Here is a 17,448-nt window from a genome sequence, read left to right on the forward strand (position 1 = left end):
GCACGCCTGCGAGGCAACAACATGCCAGGCCGGCGGCCCACAAGGCTTGCACCCGGTTTTTTTCGTACGGTATGAGCCCCCCTGGTCAGTCAAAAGAGACCAACGTGGTGCTGGAGGATTATTTTCGGCATTATTGCCGGTCATTTTGCTCGCCAGACGACAAGGCTCAACTCATGCAATGCTCTCGGCTCACCCAGGTCGACTTCGATCAGCTGACACTTGGCGCCCAGATACTGGAGGCGGACAGCCATGGCGCCAAAGTCTACCTGCTTGAGGATGGTAACTTCCTCAAGGTTTTTCGGCGCAAGCGTCTGATTTCATCTGCGCTGCTGCGCCCCTACTCCCAGCGCTTCGTGGACAACGCTGCGCGCCTTGCGCAGCTGGGCATCCCTACGCTCGAGGTAATCAGCCAGCACAAGCTCGACCTGCCGGGCAGAACAGCGGTGCTGTACCGGCCATTGCCGGGGCGCACGCTGCTGCAGATGTCGCGGGACGAAGGCTTCAGCTGGGACATCTACCTGCCCCGCCTGATCACCCTGATCCGCCAGTTGCACCGTAGCGGCGTGTACTTCCGCTCGCTGCACCTGGGCAATGTGGTGGTCACGCCCGACCAGCAGCTGGGCCTGATCGACGTTGCGGACATGCGCTTCCTGCGCCCGCCGCTGTCTGCCCGTATGGTTCGACGCAACGTGCAACATATGGTGAGTTACATCGCACGCGAGAAACTGGGCGACCGCTTCCCCCTCGCCGATTTCCAAGCGGCCCTGCTGGCGCGTTGAACATCAGCCCGGCAGCGCCTGGCAGGCCGTTGAAAAAACCTGCCAGGCGCGGTGTCAGTGCACGAAGATGGATATACCCATACCTGCCAAGGCACCGATCACCAGCGTCAATGCGAGCTTGACCCGGTCGCGATTACGCCGCTTGGCCTTGCGGTGCACTTCTTCAGGCACGGTGACGTGGCTGCCAAAGCCTGTGTGCAGTACCGCGTCACCCTCCAGGGTCACCGCTGTCAGTTTCAACTCCGCGTAACGGCGCGACAACGCCTTCTCGCCGGCATAGGCGGCAAATGGCGCACAGCGCTGATAATCGCTCAGCCGACGCAAGCCCGGGTTGAGGGAAAAGGCCTGCCATTCGGCTTTCTCGGAGTGCAATGGATAGCACGGCACGCCGGCGATCACCTGGCGATCCCCCAGATGAATGTAAGGGCTGTGGATCGACAAGTCATGGGCGTGGCTGCGCAACCAGACTTGCAGCACATCGGGGCTGACCTCGAGGATCGCCTTGGAGTCTTCGACGAAGGCCTGGCGATAGAAGCGCCAGTCGTCCTCGCAATGGAAGATGTAAGCCGTCTTCACATGGCTGTACGCCAGGTCGATCGACGCCAGCTGCCCAAGCTTGGGGCGGTTGACGAACACCGTGCAGTGGGGTTTCCAGTGCTCGGGTACGGCACCGTGAACAGCGTCGTCACCGGAGTCCTCGGTAATGAAGACCTCGCGAATGGGCGCTGTGTTGTAGCGATCGAAGCTCTCAAGGGTTTCCTTGAGCAGATCGAACCGACCGCAGCTGGTCACGACAAGCGTGACATCACTATCATTTGAAAAGCGCACCGGACTCCCTCCGCGTTGCGACAACAGACTTTGCGTAGCCACTCCCTGGCCACGAAAGCTCTTTAGATTAAATGCCCAGCGTCAACCGCAGCCTCTGCCAGGCGGACAAGGGCGGGTGCGGCCTGAGTGCCGGGCGCATATGGTCGACGATGCTACGGCCAACTTCAGCGAAACTGAAGCGGGAAACCGCCAGGTCCCGCCCATTTTCCGCAATTTGCTGCGCCAGGCCCGGATCGGCGCGCAGGGTGCTCAGCTTCGCCTGGAGCGTCGGAATGCTGTCGTATAACACCACGTTGTGCATATCCTGCAGGCCCAGGGCGCTATTTTCTTCTGCCCCTTGGTCGAACGCCAGCAACACGCAGCCGCAGGCCATGGCCTCGAAGTTCTTGATCATGTACTCGCCCATGCCCACATCGGCACTGACGAAGAAACGGATCCGGTTGAGGGTGTTGCAATAGTCTTCGCCGGATTTGGTGCGGGTCACCACCAGGTTTTCCACCCGCCCCAGCTCATCCAGCAACGCCTTGCGCCCGCTGTAGGCAACACTGTTGGTACTGCCGACGAACGCCAGCTCGATATCACGCTCAAGCCCTTGGTCCGTGAGCAGGCGCTCGTCATAACCCTTGGGCACGAACACCGCATCGAAACCTTCCTGGCGCAGGCGCTCACTGACCATGTAGCCGGAACTGATCACCCGTGCCCACGGCAGCTTGCGGTAATGCGCACTGAACTTGCCGGTGTACTTGCAGGGGATGTAGTTCTGGTAGGCATCATGCTCGAGGATCACCAGGTTCGGCACGGTACGGATGAACGCCGCCTGGCGTATCTCCTGCTTGAAGCGCAGGAAGAAGACGATGCGGTCATAGCGCTCGACCTGCACTTCACGTTTGAAATAACGGCGCAGGTTGCGCTGGTCATCGCTGGTCAACCAGCGCAGGTCGCACTCACAGTTGGCCGCGACGCCGTCGTACAGGCGATCGAGGATCGCCCGCTGTTCCTTCTGCACCAGAAATAAGACTTTCATTGCTTTCCTTGGGCGCTCTGCGCCTTCGCGGTCAACCATCGGCATCATCTACAGCTCACGGCGCCAGAACAGTTCATGCCGGCGCACGGCCTTGCGGAAGAACTCGTTCTCACCGTAAGGCGATGGCCGGCGCCCGGCCAGCCAGCGCTGCAACAGCCGACGCACTCGGCGCTTGAACGGTGCGCCAGGTTGCAGGTCGTGCATCATGCCCAGGGCCATCGCCTTGTCGCGCTGCGTTGGCAGGTCCAGCACCAGGCTGCAGGGTGCCCACGGCTGGTCGGCACTCAATTGCGGTGGCAAGGCCACTCCATCGCCGCTGTTGCCCATGGGCCAGCGGTCGTTGTCGTGCAGATGGTTGGCATAGCACAGCAGCGTCTGCGGCTGCCACGCCAAGCCCTGCAGCGCCTGCATGACGGCAACATGGGCGCAGATGTGATCAGGGTGCGGGTCCAGTTGCGGGTGCGGCATGACCAGCACTTCAGGCCGGGCCATCTCCAGCAGCGCACGCAAGTCAGCCAGCAGGTTGTTCCAGGTTGGCGCGCCATCGCTGTCGGCCGGCAACCGCAACGGGTTGAAGCGACGGAACGGGCGGATATCGGCCATGTCGGCTTCTCGGGAAACGGCCGGCACATCGGGCGCTGCCTGCATGGCGGGCAGTTGCAGGCAGAAGTAGCCTAATTGCACGCAACGCGCCTCTGGCACCCCGGCCCAGCGCGGCACGGCAATGCTGTCCCAGGCGCGCAGACGGCCCTTCAGCCGTGCCGCCTCGGCCTTGCCCATGCCCATCTGCTGGTAGTGCTCTGTTTCGATTTCGCCAGCGGTCAAGGTCACCACCCAGGCTTCGTCCGCCTGGCTGTAAAGGCCATAGGCCGCCAGCTCGGCATCATCGGCATGCGGCGCGATCACCATCACGCGACGGCGCTGCGTTTCGACGCCGGCGGTTATCCACAGACGCGGCTGGCCCTGCAAACGACAGTGACGGCCGCGCACGCGCAGCGTACCGGCCTGCAGCGGTGCAGCCAGCCCGGTCAGGTTCAGGAAGCGAACGCCGTCGACACCGCGCTCGAACGCCTGCCGGTCAGCACACTCATCGGCCAGCAGCTCGACACACGGGTCGAGAAAACGCCCCAGCCATCCGCTTTTTACCCGCACTTCGAGGATCAGCGTTTCATTACCCTGCAGCGCCGCATCGACCTTGAGCACGCCGTCACGCAAGGTGACAGGCGCTTCGCCGGTCTGCTCGCCGAAGTTATAGGCGTAATCTTCGCCCGGTGCATAGAACAGATGATCAGCGAACCAAGCTTCGTGGGCAGCCCAGAGCAGCGGCAGCAGCAACAACGGCAGCCACCACCAGGCGAATACGCCCAGGGCAACCAGCACCGCCAGGCCGGCCAGCAGCCCCAGGCGCTTGTTGCGCCGGTGGCGCTTGAGCAACTGCTGTTTGCGGCTCACGCCTGGAACACCGGCACGGGGTTGCACCAACGGTCCTTGTACTCGCGGTCGGCACGGCCAAACGAGAAGCGCAGAGGTTTGTTGCGTGCGCGGGCATCGTCCCAGGCAGCTTGGGTGTTGAGGAAGCTCAGCACGCTGCCAGGGCTGAAGGCCTTGGTCTCAGGGTCGACGCCGCCGTTGACGTACTCGACACTGATCCACTGCGGCGCTTCGACCCGATAGACCAGCTGGATGGCGATGGGCTTGTCGTCGAGCAACAGCACCGAGCCGATCAGCAGCTCACGCAGGCGCTCGAGCACATCGGCCATACGCTCGGCACCGGTGGCCGGGAACCCCCAGCGGCGCTGGAACAGGTCGCAATACATGGCCGCGATCTGCTGGGTATTGAAATCGGTAATAGGGCGCACCACACCACCCGCCTCTTCCAGCAGGCGCAACTCGCGGCGCTGGTTGTAGCGGAATTTCTTCGACAGGTCTTCATGCGCCCGGGCCATCGCCAACTGCTCTTTCTGAGCCTTCAGGCCGCTGAAGCGCCCCTGGTTCAGCTCGGACAGGTAGCGCGCGGTATGGCGCAAGGGTGCGGCGGCATCGCCAGCGCCTGGCAGAATGATCTCGGCATTGCCCAGGTCAAACAGGCCTTTCTTGCCGGCACGCTTGAGCACGTCCTTGGACAGCGCCAAATGACGCCCCCAGGTCGCAACGCCAGCCTTCAGCTCGCCTGCCTGATGCCAGCCCAGGTAACGCACGGGTATCTGCGCCAGGTCCGCCAACTGCTCGATCACCAGCGGGTGCGTGGCAACGCTGCCACCGAAGCGTGCCCACGCCTCGGCGTAGGCGGCAGCGTCGATCACCTGCCATCCGCGTTCTCGCCAAGCCTGAATATGATTGAGCATCACTTGCCCACCACCAGCGCGCTTACCTGCGGCAGCTGCCAGAAGGCATCGCGCACGGCCTGATCGGAGAAACGCTCGCGCAGGCGCTGCAGCATGTGCGAGGCGCATGCATCGCGCTGCTGCTCGTCCAGCAACGCCATATGCTTCAAGCCTTGGGCCAGCTGCGAGGCATCGCCGAGCGGGAACAACACACCCACACCCTCGACCACTTCACGAGCCCCGCCGCAGGCCGTTGCCAGCACAGGTACGCCGGCCACCATGGCTTCGAGCAGGACCATACCGAACGGTTCATGGTCGGAACTCAGGGCAAACACGTCGAATGCCTGGAAGTAGCGGCGCGCATCCGGGACCTGGCCCAGAAAGTCGACTTGCCCGGCAATGCCCAGCTCGCCAGCCAGCGCCTTGAGCTTGTCTTCCAGGCGCCCCATGCCGAGGATCGCCAGACGAGCGCCGGCCGGCAGCTCAGGCAGGGCTTGGGCAAAGCCGCGCAGCAAGGTCGCCTGGTCCTTGTCCGGGTGCAGGCGCCCGACATTGCCGACGACCCACGCCTGCGCATCCAGGCCAAGGGCCTGACGCGCTTCAGCGCGCGGTACCAGTGCGGCCTGCAGGGCCTCGATGTCGATACGGTTGTACAGCGTCTGGATACGTTCGGCCGGCCACTGAGGCAGGCAACGGCGCATGTCGTCACGCACGGCGTCCGACACGCCAAGCAGGCTCAGCCGTTTGCTGAACAGGTTGGCGAACAGGCGCCGCCCCTTGCGCTCATAGTCGCCGAACGCATGGTGCACGCCGATCACCGGCAGGCCCGTCGCCAGCAAAGCCACGTAGATCGGCTTGAAGCGGTGGGCGATGCAGAAGCTGAAATTGCGCTCGGCCGCGATGCGGCGCAGGGCGCGTATGGCGCCGAGCTTCAGGCCGCGGACGGCCTTGGAGCTGAACTGGAGGAACAGCACCTCGTCCGACGCGCAGCCAGCCGCAACCTGCGGGTCGGCGGCGCCGGTGAGAAATACCGTGGTGACCTTGTAGCCGCTGCCCTGGAACAGGCTGGCGTACTGACGGGCGCAGTCGAGGAACGGCCCGTCGTAGCCATGGCAGAACTGCAGGATGCGCGGTTCAGAGCGGCTGGTCATACGCGGCGGCGCCGTCCTTCACAACAAGAATGTCTTCCATGATCAGGTACTGCAGGTCCGAACCGAAGAACATGTTCAGCGCATCGGTCGGCGAGCAGATCATCGGCTCGCCACGGCGGTTGAGCGAAGTGTTCAGCGACACGCCATTGCCGGTCAGGTCTTCCAGTGCCTTCATCATGTCGTAGTAACGCGGGTTGTACTCACGCTTGAGCACCTGGGCACGCGAAGTGCCATCCTCGTGAACCACTTCCGGCACACGGGTTTTCCACTCTTCGGCCACTTCGAAGGTGAAGGTCATGAACGGCGCCGGGTGATCGATCTTGATCATTTGCGGGGCGACGGTGTCGAGCATCGACGGGCAGAAAGGTCTCCAGCGTTCGCGGAACTTGATCTGGTGGTTGATGCGGTCAGCCACACCTTCGACGCTCGGGCAGCCGATGATCGAACGGCCACCCAACGCGCGCGGGCCGAATTCCATGCGGCCCTGGAACCAGGCCACCGGGTTACCGTCGACCATGATCCGGGCGATCTGCTGGGGCATGTCGTCGAGCTTGCGCCATTTCGGCTGGTTCGGGTGACGGGCACAGGCGGCAATCACGTCTTCGTTGGAGTACGAAGGGCCGAGGTAGACGTGCTCCATCTTCTCGACCGGTACGCCACGGGCATGCGACACATAGGCCGCAGCACCGACTGCAGTACCGGCGTCACCGGAGGCCGGCTGGACGAACAGCTCTTTGACGTCCGGACGGGCGATGATCTTCTGGTTGAGCTTGACGTTCAGCGCGCAGCCGCCAGCGAAGGCCAGCTTGCCGGTTTCACGCAGGGTGTCGCCCAGGTAGTGGTCGATCATCTGCAAGGCCAGCTTCTCGAACAGCGCCTGCATGCTCGCTGCGTAATGGATATAGGGCTCGTCGGCAATGTCGCCTTCGCGCTTTGGGCCCAGCCATTCGATCAGTTTCGGCGAGAAGTAGAAGCCCTTGCCCTTCTCTTTATAGCGGCGCAGGCCGATGACGTTGGCATACTCGGTGTTGATCACCAGTTCGCCGTTCTCGAAGCTGGCCAGGCGGGAGAAGTCATATTTGCTGGCATCGCCATAGGGCGCCATGCCCATGACCTTGAATTCGCCATCGAGCATTTCGAAGCCGAGGAATTCGGTGATCGCGCCGTACAGGCCGCCCAGCGAATCCGGGTCGAAGAATTCCTTGATCTTGTGGATCTTGCCGTTTTCGCCATAGCCGAAGAAAGTGGTGGCGTACTCACCCTTGCCGTCGATACCCAGGATCGCGGTCTTTTCCTTGAAGCCCGAGCAGTGATAGGCACTGGAGGCATGCGCCAGGTGGTGCTCGACCGGCTCGATCTTGACTTTTTTCGGGTCGAAGCCCAGTTGCTCCAGGCACCAGACGATCTTCTTGCGGTAGCGCTTGTAACGGCGGTTGCCCATCAGGATCGCGTCGAGGGCACGGTCCGGGGCATACCAGTAGCGCTTGGCATAGTGCCAGCGAGCCTTGCCGAACAGGCTGATCGGGGCGAACGGGATGGCGACCACGTCGACATCGGACGGCTTGATGCCGGCCTGTTCCAGACAGAACTTCGCCGACTCGTAAGGCATGCGGTTCTTCGCATGCTTGTCACGCACGAAGCGCTCTTCTTCGGCGGCGGCAATCAGTTTGCCGTCGATGTACAGGGCCGCGGAAGGGTCATGGCTAAGGGCGCCGGACAGGCCAAGAATCGTCAATGCCAAGGGATTAGCCTCTTCATTCGGTAGAGATGCGCCAGCGGCCTCAGGGGCGGGTGGCGGCTAAAAGGCGGGATTATAACGCAAACACTTCCAACTGGCCCTATCGCCGGCAAGCCGGCACCGACAGGCGCGGCGCCGCGCAAAGAGCGGCGCCGCGGCGGCGACAGGGCCGGCCTGGGCACCCGCTTTATTCAGCGATCAGCCAGTCCATCCGGTAGCTGCCGGCCGTCTGCGCCAGCTCTCTGGCCAGCCAGGGCAGCAGTTCCTTGAGTTCTTCTTCCAGCCCCCATGGCGGGTTGGCAATTGCCAGGCCCGAACCATTGAGGCCCTGCGGGCTGTCCTGGTGGTGAACGTACAGCTCGACCCGCAGCAGCTTGGGCGCACCAGTGCTGGTCAGGTCCTGGTAGAACCGGGTGAGCGAGCGCTGGTCCTTGATCGGGTACCAGATGGCCGCGACGGTCTGGCGCATGCGGCCGATCGCCTCTTTCATCGAGGTGGTGCAACGTTTGAGCTCATCGGCCTGTTCGAACGGCGGGTCGATCAGCATGATCGCGCGCTTTTCCGGCACCGGCAGCAACGCCCGCGGCACATGCCAGCCTTCACCCAGGTGCACCACCACGCGCGGGTCTTTCTTCATGTTCTCTTTGAGCAGCGGCCCGTCTTCGGGGTGCTTCTCGTTGAGCAGGGCGCGGTCCTGCTGGCGCATCAGGCGGCGGGCCAGCTCCGGCGAGCCGGGGTAGTAGCGCAACTCGCCATCGCTGTTCAGGCGCTTGATGATGCGCAGGTAATCGGCGGCCATGGCCGGTAGATCATCGCGGTTCCACAGGCGCGCGACCCCTTCCAGGTACTCACCGGTACGGGTGGCCTGGTCGCCTTGCAGGTCATACAGGCCCAAACCGGCGTGGGTGTCGATATAGGCGAACGGCTGTTCTTTGCGCGACATCAGGGCGATGAGGCGGGTCAGCACGATGTGCTTGAGGACGTCGGCATGGTTGCCGGCGTGGAAGGCGTGACGATAGTTCATGGCAACTCCTGCGCGAGCGGCAAGTTTACCTTGCCTTGCCGGCGGAGTCAGGCCTGGCTGCCGATCGACAGCGCCCCGACCGCCGGTTTAGCGGCGGCCGGGGCACCTCGACCCGACAGGTGTCAGGTATTACTTTTCAGCGTGATACGCGGCATCAGCGGTTTCAAAGCGCGAAACCATGCTGCTCGACGGGCTGCTCAGCTTGCTCACCACGACAATGGCGATGCTGGCGAACAGGAAGCCCGGGATGATTTCGTACAAACCGATGGTGTCGAACTGTTTCCACAGGATCACGGTCAGCGCACCGACCACGATACCGGCCAGCGCGCCGTTACGGGTCATGCCTTTCCACAGCACCGAGATCAGCACGACCGGGCCGAAGGCGGCACCGAAGCCGGCCCAGGCGTAGGCCACCAGGCCCAGCACGCGGTTTCCCGGGTTGGCAGCCATGGCGATGGCGATCAGGGCCACGGCCAGCACCATCAGGCGACCGACCCAGACCAATTCACGCTGCGAGGCATTCTTGCGCAGGAAGGCCTTGTAGAAGTCCTCGGTCAGCGCACTGGAGCACACCAGCAACTGGCAGCTCAAGGTACTCATCACCGCGGCCAGAATGGCCGACAGCAGCACACCGGCCACCCAAGGGTTGAACAGGATCTTCGCCAGCTCGATGAACACACGCTCGTGGTTCTCGGTGACCGGGCCTGCCAGGTCAGGGTTCGCGGAGAAATAAGCGATACCGAAGAAGCCCACGGCGCAGGTACCGACCAGACACAGGATCATCCAGGTCATGGAAATGCGGCGCGCCTTGGCGATGGATTTGACCGAATCGGCGGCCATGAAGCGCGCCAGGATGTGCGGCTGACCGAAGTAGCCCAGGCCCCAACCCATCAGCGAAATGATGCCGATGAAAGAAGCACCCTTGAGCATGTCGAAGTGCGCCGGGTTCTGCGCTTCGATGGCCAGGAAGGTCGTGTCGAAGCCGCCCGTGGAGATCAGCACGATGATCGGGGTCAGGATCAGCGCGAAGATCATCAGCGAAGCCTGCACGGTGTCTGTCCAGCTCACCGCCAGGAAGCCACCGATGAAGGTGTAGGCGATGGTTGCCGCAGCACCGGCCCACAGCGCAGTCTCGTACGACATGCCGAAGGTACTTTCGAACAGACGGGCACCGGCGACGATACCGGAGGCGCAATAGATGGTGAAGAACACCAGGATGACGATGGCCGAAATGATCCGCAGCAGGCCGCTGCTGTCTTCGAAGCGGCTGGAGAAGTAGTCCGGCAGGGTCAGCGCATCGCCGTTGTGCTCTGTCTGCACGCGCAGACGGCCAGCGACGAACAACCAGTTGAGGTAGGCACCGACGGTCAGGCCGATGGCGATCCAGGCCTCGGACAGACCTGAAAAGTAGATGGCGCCCGGCAGGCCCATCAGCAGCCAGCCGCTCATGTCGGAAGCACCAGCGGAAAGCGCGGTGACAACGCTACCCAGGCTGCGACCGCCCAGAATGTAGTCGGAAAGGTTCTTGGTGGAGCGATAGGCGGCAAAGCCGATCAGTACCATTACCGCGATATAGATCACGAAAGTGATCGTTAGTGGATTGCCCATGCTTGTGCCCTGGCGTTTGTTTTTATTTCATGCACAACCGAATCGAGACGGTTGCACCCAGGCGGCGAATCCTATGCAACAACGTTAATAGGGTGCAACCACTTTTCGTCCGCCAGTTGCACCTTCTCGTGCATTTTCAGGTAATGCCGCTTTTTTGCTCCTTTATGGAGCAAAACCCGCGTTTTTCAGAACAAAACGCATCAGAAAAAACCGTATTTGAAGCGTAGGATCATTCATCGGACGAGTTGCACCTTTTCCGTCAAAAAATCGGGTTGCACCTGGTTGCACCCGAAATGTCCTACGGCTACTCTTGGCGTTAGCTTAGGCCACAACCGTGGCAATAACGAGGATAAGAAATGGCGACGACCACCCTTGGGGTCAAACTCGATGACCCTACCCGTGAGCGACTCAAGGCAGCTGCGCAGTCCATCGACCGCACGCCGCACTGGTTGATCAAGCAAGCAATCTTCAACTACCTGGAGAAGCTCGAGGGTGGCGCCACCCTGACCGAACTCAACGGTCAGGCCAACAGCCCGGCCGACGATGCCGGTGAAGTACAGCCCGACCATGCGCACCAGTGCTTCCTGGAGTTCGCTGAGAGCATCCTGCCCCAGTCGGTGCTGCGCTCGGCCATTACAGCCGCCTATCGCCGCCCCGAGCAGGAAGTGGTGCCGATGCTGCTGGAACAGGCGCGCCTGAGCGCGCCCCTGGCCGAGGCGACCAACAAGATGGCCGCCGGCATCGCCGAGAAGCTGCGCAACCAGAAGAGCGCCGGTGGCCGCGCCGGCATCGTCCAGGGCCTGCTGCAGGAGTTCTCGCTGTCGTCCCAGGAAGGCGTGGCGCTGATGTGCCTGGCCGAAGCCCTGCTGCGCATTCCCGACAAAGGCACCCGTGACGCGCTGATCCGCGACAAGATCAGCAGCGGCAACTGGCACCCGCACCTGGGCAACAGCCCGTCGCTGTTCGTCAACGCGGCCACCTGGGGCCTGCTGCTGACCGGCAAGCTGGTTTCCACCCACAACGAAGCCGGCCTCACCACCTCGCTCACCCGCATCATCGGCAAGAGCGGCGAGCCGATGATCCGCAAGGGCGTCGACATGGCCATGCGCCTGATGGGCGAACAGTTTGTCACCGGCGAGACCATCGCCGAAGCGCTGGCCAATGCCAGCCGCTTCGAGTCCAAAGGCTTCCGCTACTCCTACGACATGCTCGGCGAAGCCGCGCTGACCGAGCATGATGCGCAGAAGTACCTGGCCTCCTATGAGCAGGCGATCCACTCGATCGGCAAGGCCTCCCACGGCCGCGGCATCTACGAGGGCCCGGGCATCTCGATCAAGCTCTCGGCACTGCACCCACGCTACAGCCGCGCTCAATACGAGCGGGTGATGGAAGAGTTGTACCCGCGCCTGCTGTCGCTGACTCTGCTGGCCAAGCAGTATGACATCGGCCTGAACATCGACGCTGAAGAGGCCGACCGCCTGGAGCTGTCGCTCGACCTGCTCGAGCGCCTGTGCTTCGAGCCTTCACTGGCCGGCTGGAACGGGATCGGCTTCGTCATCCAGGCCTACCAGAAGCGCTGCCCGTATGTCATCGACTACGTCATCGACCTGGCCAAACGCAGCCGTCACCGCCTGATGATCCGCCTGGTGAAAGGCGCCTACTGGGACAGCGAAATCAAGCGCGCCCAGGTCGAGGGCCTGGAAGGCTATCCGGTCTACACCCGCAAGGTGTACACCGACGTTTCCTACGTCGCCTGCGCCCGCAAGTTGCTGGCGGTACCGGAAGCCATCTATCCGCAATTTGCTACTCACAACGCACACACTCTGTCGGCTATCTACCACATCGCCGGTCAGAATTATTACCCGGGGCAGTACGAGTTCCAGTGCCTGCACGGCATGGGCGAACCGCTGTACGAGCAGGTTGTAGGCAAGGTCTCGGAAGGCAAGCTTAACCGCCCGTGCCGCGTCTACGCGCCGGTCGGCACCCACGAAACCTTGCTGGCCTACCTGGTGCGCCGCCTGCTGGAAAACGGCGCGAACACCTCGTTCGTCAACCGTATCGCCGACCACTCGATCTCCATCCAGGAACTGGTCGCCGACCCGGTCGCCAGTATCGAGCGCATGGCCACCCAGGAAGGCAGCATCGGCCTGCCGCACCCGCGCATCCCGTTGCCGCGTGACCTGTATGGCAGTGAGCGGGCCAACTCGGCCGGTATCGACATGGCCAACGAACACCGCCTGGCGTCGCTGTCCTGCGCCATGCTGGCCACGGCCCACAATGACTGGAAAGCCACCCCATTGCTCGCCTGCGCCGCCAGCGAAGGCGCTGCCACAGCGGTACTGAACCCGGCAGATCATCGCGACGTGGTCGGCCACGTGCAGGAAGCCACCGTTGCCGACGTCGACAACGCCATCCAGTGCGCGCTCAATGCCGCCCCCATCTGGCAGGCCACTCCACCCGCCGAGCGCGCAGCGATTCTGGAGCGCACCGCTGACCTGATGGAAGCCGAGATCCAGCCGCTGATGGGCCTGCTCATCCGCGAGGCCGGCAAGACCTTCGCCAACGCCATTGCCGAAGTGCGCGAGGCCGTTGACTTCCTGCGCTACTACGCCGTGCAGGCGCGCAACGATTTCAGCAATGACGCCCACCGCCCATTGGGCCCGGTGGTGTGCATCAGCCCGTGGAACTTCCCGCTGGCCATCTTCACCGGCCAGGTAGCCGCAGCCTTGGCTGCCGGTAACCCAGTGCTGGCCAAACCGGCCGAACAGACCCCGCTGATCGCAGCCCAGGCTGTGCGCCTGCTGCTCGAAGCCGGCATTCCGGAAGGCGTGCTGCAACTGCTGCCAGGGCGCGGCGAAACCGTTGGTGCCGGCCTGGTCGGCGACGAACGCGTCAAGGGCGTGATGTTCACCGGGTCCACCGAAGTGGCGCGCCTGCTGCAGCGCAACGTCGCCGGGCGCCTGGACAACCAGGGCCGTCCGATCCCGCTGATCGCCGAAACCGGTGGCCAGAACGCGATGATCGTCGATTCCTCGGCGCTGACCGAGCAGGTGGTGATCGACGTGGTGTCCTCGGCCTTCGACAGTGCCGGCCAGCGCTGCTCGGCCCTGCGCGTACTGTGCCTGCAGGAAGACTCGGCTGACCGCGTGATCGAGATGCTCAAAGGCGCCATGGCCGAAAGCCGCCTGGGCAACCCGGACCGCCTGGCCGTGGACATTGGCCCGGTGATCGATGCCGAAGCCAAGGCCGGTATCGAGAAGCACATCCAGGGCATGCGCGAAAAAGGCCGCCCTGTTTATCAGGTCGCCATCGCCGATGCTGCTGAAACCAAGCGTGGCACCTTCGTGATGCCAACGCTGATCGAGCTGGAGAGCTTCGATGAGCTCAAGCGCGAGATCTTCGGCCCGGTACTGCACGTGGTGCGTTACAACCGCCGCAACCTCGACCAGTTGATCGAGCAGATCAACAACTCCGGCTACGGCCTGACCCTCGGCGTGCACACCCGCATCGACGAGACCATCGCCAAGGTGGTGGAGAACGCCAACGCCGGCAACATGTACGTCAACCGCAACATCGTTGGTGCGGTGGTGGGCGTGCAGCCGTTCGGTGGTGAAGGCCTGTCCGGTACCGGCCCGAAAGCGGGTGGCCCGCTGTACCTGTACCGCCTGCTGTCGACCCGCCCGGCAGACGCCATTGGCCGTCACTTCCAGCAACAGGATGGCGAAGGCAAACCGGACCGTACCCTGCACGATCAGCTGATCAAGCCGCTGCACGGCCTGAAGGCCTGGGCCCAGAGCAACCAGCTGGCCGACTTGGCTGCGCTGTGCGACCAGTTCGCCAGCCAGTCGCAGAGCGGCATCGCCCGCCTGCTGCCAGGCCCGACCGGCGAGCGCAACAGCTACACCATCCTGCCACGCGAGCACGTGCTGTGCCTGGCCGACAACGAGGCTGACCTGCTGGCGCAGTTGGCCGCAGTACTGGCCGTCGGCAGCTCGGCGGTGTGGGCAGACAGCGAGCCTGGCAAAGCCCTGCGTGCCCGCCTGCCGCGTGAGCTGCAGGCCAAGGTCAAGCTGGTGGCGGACTGGAACAAGGATGAAGTGGCGTTCGACGCCGTGATTCACCATGGCGATTCGGACCAGCTGCGCAGCGTGTGCCAGCAGGTGGCCAAGCGTGCTGGTGCGATCGTCGGTGTGCACGGGCTGTCCAGCGGGGATCACCAGATTGCGCTGGAGCGGCTGGTGATTGAGCGGGCGGTGAGTGTGAACACCGCGGCGGCGGGGGGGAATGCCAGCTTGATGACCATTGGCTGATTGCTGTTGATAAAAAAGGGGAGCTTCGGCTCTCCTTTTTTATGGGCGCATATCTTGAGATGTTTGGCGCCTGTGAGATCGAGCGCCGCCCGCGCGGCGCTCGATCTCACAGGCGCTGAAACTGCTGCGGCGAATACATTGGGGCCTTCATGCAGCCTGAAGCCAGGCCCTCACTGCTTCATCCCCAACTCAGCATCATCCATCAGTGCCTTGGCCATCGCACTCAAATAATGCGCAGCCCAGAGCATCATCGTTTTCTCATCCATCAACCCGGTAATGGTCAGTTCGCGCACATAGCCCATCAACTCCGAAGACTGCTCTCGGGCATCCCGGCACGGGATACCCGGCTCGATGCGAAACAGTGGATGTGTGCCATTCTCGCCCTGGTAGAAGGTGGTCTTGCCGACGGTGAACTGGGTGTCTTCTGTTGTCATTGTTCAATCCCCTGATAATTCTCGACTGCCTGGCCTGGCCCTTTCGCGGGTTTACCCGCGAAGAGGCCAGCCCAGGCAACACATTACGCAGCCTCAATGCACAGGTTTGGCCTCAGCGGGCATCTGCACCTGAACCAATGCAGACTCAAGCAAAGCCCGCAGCGCCTCCAGTTCATGCATCGTGGTCATCATCAGGATCGAAGCCGGCGACCTGGGCTGCAGCTGCATGGCGTGGTGCACCACGGTTGCGGCACACAGCGCGTGATCCGTGGCCTGGATCAGGGTGTCTTCAAGGGAATGGGCGTTAGGGTGGATCGGGGACTATCTTCAGCATCATGGTTCACCTAGTGATAAAGGCCACTACACACCTGCTGTCAAACAAGAGGGTGGCAGCTGTACATGGGTTGACAGACCGGTAGGCAAACCAAAACCCGGCGCACACGAAGTGCCCCATGCACAGCTGCCATAAAGGCAAAGCGATTCGGTTTGACCTAAGCGGCCTGTCAAAGCCGGTCACTGATTCGGCAGCGACCACCCGAGACTAGGGCCCTACCCAGAGCACCGCAATGGCTTGGAGGGGGTTGGGAGTATGTTTGGGAAATGGACTACATGGAATAGGTGAAAACCTAAAATGATCTGCCGAAACTGGCCGGAATGCGGTGAGACTGGCAGGTGTTCGCGCCTCACCCTTTTCAGCGCCTGTGAGGCCGAGCGCCGCCCGCGCGGCGCTGCGCAGCACAAGGCTGCTCACATTTGTTGCAACGTGGCCATGCCTGTGAGGCCATGGTTGTCAGCCTTGTCGCATGAGCGAAGGAATGCGGGGCGGCAGCCGCGCCAACAGGGAAATACCGTCAAACCACAAAGCGGGCAACCATGGCCGAGCAGTTGCCACGCTATCTTTCCACCATGCGCGCCCCAGAGTTACGCCAAAGCCACCAGATACTCCACCCCTTAAACGCTTCTGAAGCAAGCAACAACCCAACCCATATCCAGTTATTGATGCCAGCAACGACCATAGGCAAGAGCAAAACCACCGAAACTGACGGAACGATGAAAAAAAATCTGAATGGCATCTGCACCAGCGCCAAAAACACCACGATTTTTTTACACCTGAAAAAACCCACGCATGTAACAATAACTGAAAACTGTAAAAACAGCCCGGCCCAGATCACAATGCCTGAACCACCCCAACTCCGCACTACGTCAAGACCACTATTCAAATCCGACAAAAAAGGTATTGCGCCTCGGGCGATATTACGCAAGATGTACAAAATAATATAAAACGCATCCATACTTGCCCAAAGCAAATATAGAGCTCGCTGCTTATTGGTAGTTGACACCATCAATAGGCCCCTATTCTATATTCATACTCCTCGTCAGGTACCACAGGACGCCAGTGCCAGGACTCCCCCGTGATCGCCCAGGCATCATCTGCCTGTACATAGTTTTGCGTTATCCGTCGTACATCCCCATATCGATGTGTAGCCGATAGTCTGGCGAAGCTCCGCTCCTTTTCGCCTAATGGCACCCACCTCTGACTTACCAATCTACGGGTATTAGCATAGTCTTTCCCCTCGCTCGAAAAAAGACGTCCCTCGTCACCTCGGGATGTTAAAAAGTTTGCGGCCAACGCTACCCCAGACCACAATAAATCTGTATCAATACTAAATGTTTTCCACTTGCCAGGGCCATCAGCTTCTGGGTATTTACTCTCAGACAGCAGTAAATCCAGCTTTGATTCCGCCCATCTCAAACGAGGGTAACGCGACACATCAATTGGAGAAATTGGCTGCTCCCGAATAAGGAACCACCTGCCGTCTTCCACCAGCTTCAAAGCTCGCCAGATATCATCCTGCAGCAAAGGACGCCCCAGAGGCAAATCACATGCTTTCTGGAAGTCACACAATCCACGCAGGGTCGTATTTTCCAGCAAAGCCCTCTGAACTACCGAACAAGCAAAAAAAGGGTCTTCAACCCTCTCTAAATCTTCTTTCCAAACGTCGCGCCACTCACAAATCCTGTCCATAGAATTCCTCCACAGTGAAGAATCAATATCTACCTCATTTTCCATCACTGCGGTCGTAGGAGATTTCGGCGCAGCGCGTAGGAATATTCCTGTCGCCTTCTACAAGCACGCCTCTGACGCCTCAAATTTTTCATGCAGTCAGTGGAATAGCAGAGCTTAAAAGGTGCCAAGGCTGACAGATGAATGCCTTTTGATCTCACAC

Annotated in this window: 13 protein-coding genes and 1 pseudogene; 3 read left to right on the forward strand and 11 right to left on the reverse strand. The window is 61.7% G+C overall.

What is annotated here, in order from left to right:
• Nucleotides 1–173 precede the first annotated feature (173 nt).
• Entirely contained in the window at nucleotides 174–779 is a 606-nt protein-coding gene (locus NGJ21_RS09750; RefSeq protein WP_039603331.1) for a serine/threonine-protein kinase, read from the forward strand.
• Between the two features lie 54 nt (nucleotides 780–833).
• Here the strand turns inward: NGJ21_RS09750 and NGJ21_RS09755 are convergent, their stop codons facing one another.
• The 8 genes from NGJ21_RS09755 to putP form a co-directional block, all read right to left on the reverse strand.
• Nucleotides 834–1,607 (reverse strand): glycosyltransferase family 2 protein, encoded by a 774-nt coding sequence (locus NGJ21_RS09755; protein WP_046785067.1) that lies wholly within the window; start codon nucleotides 1,605–1,607, stop codon nucleotides 834–836.
• A 67-nt stretch (nucleotides 1,608–1,674) separates the two neighbouring features.
• Entirely contained in the window at nucleotides 1,675–2,631 is a 957-nt protein-coding gene (locus tag NGJ21_RS09760) for a glycosyltransferase family protein (protein ID WP_115273450.1), read from the reverse strand.
• A gap of 48 nt (nucleotides 2,632–2,679) precedes the next feature.
• Nucleotides 2,680–4,083: a PIG-L family deacetylase gene (locus tag NGJ21_RS09765; RefSeq protein WP_115273449.1), complete on the reverse strand. Its 1,404-nt coding sequence runs from the start codon at nucleotides 4,081–4,083 to the stop codon at nucleotides 2,680–2,682.
• Nucleotides 4,080–4,976, reverse strand: a complete 897-nt coding sequence (locus NGJ21_RS09770) for an antimicrobial resistance protein Mig-14 (RefSeq protein WP_115273448.1) — start codon at nucleotides 4,974–4,976, stop codon at nucleotides 4,080–4,082. Before NGJ21_RS09770 ends, NGJ21_RS09765 begins: the two co-directional genes overlap by 4 nt.
• Entirely contained in the window at nucleotides 4,976–6,106 is a 1,131-nt protein-coding gene (locus NGJ21_RS09775) for a glycosyltransferase (protein ID WP_161870970.1), read from the reverse strand. The genes NGJ21_RS09770 and NGJ21_RS09775 overlap by 1 nt, the downstream gene beginning before the upstream one ends.
• Nucleotides 6,090–7,847, reverse strand: a complete 1,758-nt coding sequence (locus NGJ21_RS09780; protein ID WP_115273446.1) for a carbamoyltransferase family protein — start codon at nucleotides 7,845–7,847, stop codon at nucleotides 6,090–6,092. Before NGJ21_RS09780 ends, NGJ21_RS09775 begins: the two co-directional genes overlap by 17 nt.
• A gap of 184 nt (nucleotides 7,848–8,031) precedes the next feature.
• The gene (locus NGJ21_RS09785) at nucleotides 8,032–8,868 is read right to left on the reverse strand and encodes a 23S rRNA (adenine(2030)-N(6))-methyltransferase RlmJ (RefSeq protein ID WP_115273445.1); all 837 of its coding nucleotides are present in this window, start codon (nucleotides 8,866–8,868) and stop codon (nucleotides 8,032–8,034) included.
• Nucleotides 8,869–8,997: 129 nt separating this feature from the next.
• The gene (gene putP / locus NGJ21_RS09790) at nucleotides 8,998–10,476 is read right to left on the reverse strand and encodes a sodium/proline symporter PutP (protein WP_251962064.1); all 1,479 of its coding nucleotides are present in this window, start codon (nucleotides 10,474–10,476) and stop codon (nucleotides 8,998–9,000) included.
• A gap of 356 nt (nucleotides 10,477–10,832) precedes the next feature.
• Between putP and putA the strand changes: the two genes are divergently transcribed.
• Nucleotides 10,833–14,786 carry a trifunctional transcriptional regulator/proline dehydrogenase/L-glutamate gamma-semialdehyde dehydrogenase gene (gene putA, locus NGJ21_RS09795; protein WP_119688170.1) on the forward strand — a complete coding sequence of 1,318 codons (3,954 nt, stop codon included), beginning with the start codon at nucleotides 10,833–10,835 and terminating at the stop codon, nucleotides 14,784–14,786.
• A gap of 170 nt (nucleotides 14,787–14,956) precedes the next feature.
• Here the strand turns inward: putA and NGJ21_RS09800 are convergent, their stop codons facing one another.
• Together NGJ21_RS09800 and NGJ21_RS09805 are read right to left on the reverse strand one after the other, a co-directional pair.
• On the reverse strand, nucleotides 14,957–15,220 hold the full coding sequence (locus NGJ21_RS09800; protein ID WP_115273442.1) for a DUF3077 domain-containing protein: 264 nt from the start codon (nucleotides 15,218–15,220) through the stop codon (nucleotides 14,957–14,959).
• Between the two features lie 93 nt (nucleotides 15,221–15,313).
• Nucleotides 15,314–15,554 (reverse strand): annotated as a pseudogene (locus NGJ21_RS09805) (hypothetical protein).
• Nucleotides 15,555–16,093: 539 nt separating this feature from the next.
• On the opposite strand from NGJ21_RS09805, the gene NGJ21_RS09810 reads away from it, so the two are divergent.
• Nucleotides 16,094–16,501 carry a hypothetical protein gene (locus tag NGJ21_RS09810; protein ID WP_158621129.1) on the forward strand — a complete coding sequence of 136 codons (408 nt, stop codon included), beginning with the start codon at nucleotides 16,094–16,096 and terminating at the stop codon, nucleotides 16,499–16,501.
• Between the two features lie 61 nt (nucleotides 16,502–16,562).
• Here NGJ21_RS09810 and NGJ21_RS09815 read toward each other — a convergent pair whose 3' ends face one another.
• Nucleotides 16,563–17,291, reverse strand: coding sequence for a hypothetical protein (locus tag NGJ21_RS09815; RefSeq protein WP_144415439.1), 729 nt, complete (start codon nucleotides 17,289–17,291; stop codon nucleotides 16,563–16,565).
• Between the last annotated feature and the right edge of the window lie 157 nt (nucleotides 17,292–17,448).

Origin of the sequence: Pseudomonas sp. Marseille-Q5299, assembly GCF_943737035.1 — a bacterium.
Lineage (GTDB): Bacteria > Pseudomonadota > Gammaproteobacteria > Pseudomonadales > Pseudomonadaceae > Aquipseudomonas > Aquipseudomonas putida_E.